Here is a 2956-nt window from a genome sequence, read left to right on the forward strand (position 1 = left end):
CATGCATTTTATATCGGGAACCTCATTGTTGCCAAAAACTCAAGTTCCCGCTTGCATGTAATTTCGGGCCTTCTCAGTGAGTTCTTTAACTCCAGGGTGCTCCTGCTTATAGGTATCCTAATTGGAATGGTCATTTTTTTCGGAATCATCATTTGGCTGATCGAGCGGAAGAATCAACATTTTGACCGGAGTTTTCAGGGGTTGCTCACAAGTTTCTGGTGGTCGGCCGTAACCATGACCACTGTGGGATATGGTGACAAAGTCCCTATTTCCAACCTGGGCCGGCTCATCGCGTTTATCTGGATGCTTTGCTCGGTAGTTATCATTTCCGTTTTTACCGCAAGCATCACCTCCGGCCTTACTGTACGTCGCCTGGCCACTGCGGATCTTTCGGCAGAAAGTTTTAGCAGGTCCAGGGTAGGCACTGTGGAAGCCTCCGCTGCAGAGAGTTACCTGGAGCGAAATTTTTTCAAGAACATGGTTGCCTACGAAAATTTAAAATCAGGCTTGTCAGGACTGTCGGCAGATGAGGTAGAGTACTTTATATACGATGAACCCTGGTTGGTTTACGAAATGCGGAATAACCCGGAATTTGCCGAAATGGAGCTTCTGCCTGTCCGCTTCAACCTCGAGCTTTACGCCATGGCCCTCCATAAAGGGGTCGATGATTCCCTTAAAAAGAAGATTGCTGCTAATCTGATCCAGATTCTGGAATCCCGCGACTGGAAGTTGTTACTGGAACAATACCAGCTGGAGGTGTATTAGACCCGTTCTATTCTTTGCATATTTCCGGCAACTTCAGGCTGAATCCCATTCTCCTGTAGCCCATCAGAGGTACAGCCCCTGGCGGGTCATTCCTTTTTATTTGCACGAAATCTTTTTCATTTGGAATCTATCGTTAATCCCTGAGAAAGGCCAACTGTCCAATACCATGACCTGCGGGTTACTTCGGGCTCTCTTCAGAATCATAAGCCTCATCGCGGAGTTCGAATTCTTCATCCAGGTCGTCGAGTAGTGTGGCAGGTTTCTTTTTCTCCCGGATCATCGCCCAGGTCATTATCAGGCTCGTACCTATAATAATGAATAACAGAATACCGGGTTCAAATCCCGGAACGGCAGCGTCTTTGGGAATGGCGTAAAACAATAATACAGTGATGAGTCCGCGAGGCGCTATAAAAAGTTGTGGGGTGATGTCAGATCCTATAAAAGTGCGCAGGAGGACAAAGCGTATGGCGTAGACTGAAATCAGGATAGCCAGGCTCACCAGCAAAACCTGGAGACTCAAAAGGGAGGAAAGTACGATGGTAATCCCGAAGACTACAAAAAAGAAGGTGCGGACCACGAAGGCGGACTCCAGGGTGATGATGTGTAATTCGTGGTAGATCTGTTTCGCGCGTTCCGGTTTTAAAAAGCGCTTTAAAGGGCCAAAGAAAAACAACCGCATATTTGCGATCACCAGCCCGAAGATCAGGATGATGATCAGGGAGGAGAGGTGGAGCTTTTTTCCAAGGGCATAGAGCAGTAGTAAAACAGCGATGAGCAGAAATTGTTTGGCCTGAGAACGAATTTGCTGAAAGACGATAATCAAGACGTAACTCGCAATGAGGGCGACGATTACAGTAAGCACAAGACTGCCTGCGAAGATTTCCGGACTCTGGGCCTCTACCGGGTTTAACCGCCCTGCCAGGAAATAGAAGAGGATAATCCCCATGATGTCTGAAAACGTACTTTCGTATACGTGAAATTCTTTTTTAGCCATGGACAAACTGCCCACACTCGGAATAATAATGGCGCTGGAGAGGATGGAAAGGGGAGTGGCGTAAATCCAGGCATTGGCCATTTCCATGCCTGGAATCAACGTATGCAAAATCCAGGCTGCGACCCAGGTGGAGGCGAGCAGTCCCAGGGCGGCCACGGACATGGCTTTTAAAATGGGCCAGATTTTATCCTTTCTGAGCTCCAGTTCCAGGGCGGCTTCCAGGACAATCATGATCAGCCCGATAATGCCGAGTACTTCAAGGACCGGGAAAAAGTCAGGCAAATCCCGGACAAAATTCTTCATCGCGTATTGCAGCACAAGCCCCAGGGCAATCAGCATTAAAACCGCGGGGATATTCGTGCGTTTGGCCAGATGGTTGAACCAGAAGGACAGGATCAGGATCAGGCAGGCTTCTATAATGAGGTTGTAAGAAGAAAAGATTTCCATAAAATAGAATCGTCGGGTGTATGAGTAGCTTTGATTAAAGGTACTCGGATTTGGGAATAACGCCAGAATAGGGGTGGAATTGTTTTCGCATATCGAATATGATGAATTCAAAAAAAGTAGTATATTTGCGCCACTGAAAGAATTATTGGTATTCATGAGGGGACATAAGTCCCCTCTTTTATTGCCACTATTTTAAGAGGAAAAAAATGACTGGCAGGGGGTTGCAGCAACGGGTGGAAATGCTTCTGAAAGACGCATTCGAAAAGCGACCCGACCTGTTTCCGATTTCCCTGAAGGTCGGATCAGACCAAAGCATCCGCATTATACTCGATGGGGATAACGGAGTAAGTCTTCAGGATTGTATGGAAATTAGCAGGGCTGTTGAACACCAGCTCGACAGGGAAGAGTTCGATTTTTCCCTCGAAGTGAGTTCTGCAGGAGCTACCGCTCTTCTGGAACTTCCCAGGCAATACCACAAGCATCTGGGCAGAACCCTCGAGGTGAAAACGGAAGCTTCGGAAATAAAAGGAACCCTGGAGTCGGTGGGAGAGCACGAGATTGCCCTGAGCTGGAAAGCGCGGGAACCCAAGCCAATCGGCAAGGGGAAGCATACGGTTCGGAAAGAGGAAGTTATTCCGTTTTCCGAAATACAAAAGGCAAAAGTTGTTTTAAAATTCTAAGTGTAGCGTAAGAAATGGAAAATCTTGCATTAATCGAATCGTTTTCGGAGTTTAAGGACGATAAATTTAT

3 protein-coding genes are annotated in these 2956 nt (G+C 47.1%); 2 read left to right on the top strand and 1 reads right to left on the bottom strand.

The window, feature by feature from the left end:
• Positions 1-765: ion channel (locus WBV75_RS05605; RefSeq protein WP_424119663.1), on the top strand; the 765-nt coding region annotated here is incomplete at its 5' end.
• 178 nt (positions 766-943) lie between these two features.
• Here WBV75_RS05605 and WBV75_RS05610 read toward each other — a convergent pair.
• Positions 944-2206 carry a cation:proton antiporter gene (locus WBV75_RS05610; protein ID WP_424119664.1) on the bottom strand — a complete coding sequence of 421 codons (1263 nt, stop codon included), beginning with the start codon at positions 2204-2206 and terminating at the stop codon, positions 944-946.
• Between the two features lie 206 nt (positions 2207-2412).
• Here WBV75_RS05610 and rimP point away from each other — a divergent pair, with 206 nt between their 5' ends.
• Positions 2413-2886 (top strand): ribosome assembly cofactor RimP, encoded by a 474-nt coding sequence (gene rimP, locus WBV75_RS05615; protein ID WP_424119665.1) that lies wholly within the window; start codon positions 2413-2415, stop codon positions 2884-2886.
• Positions 2887-2956 lie beyond the last annotated feature (70 nt).

Source organism: Robiginitalea sp. (genome assembly GCF_049588695.1).
GTDB lineage: Bacteria > Bacteroidota > Bacteroidia > Flavobacteriales > Flavobacteriaceae > Robiginitalea.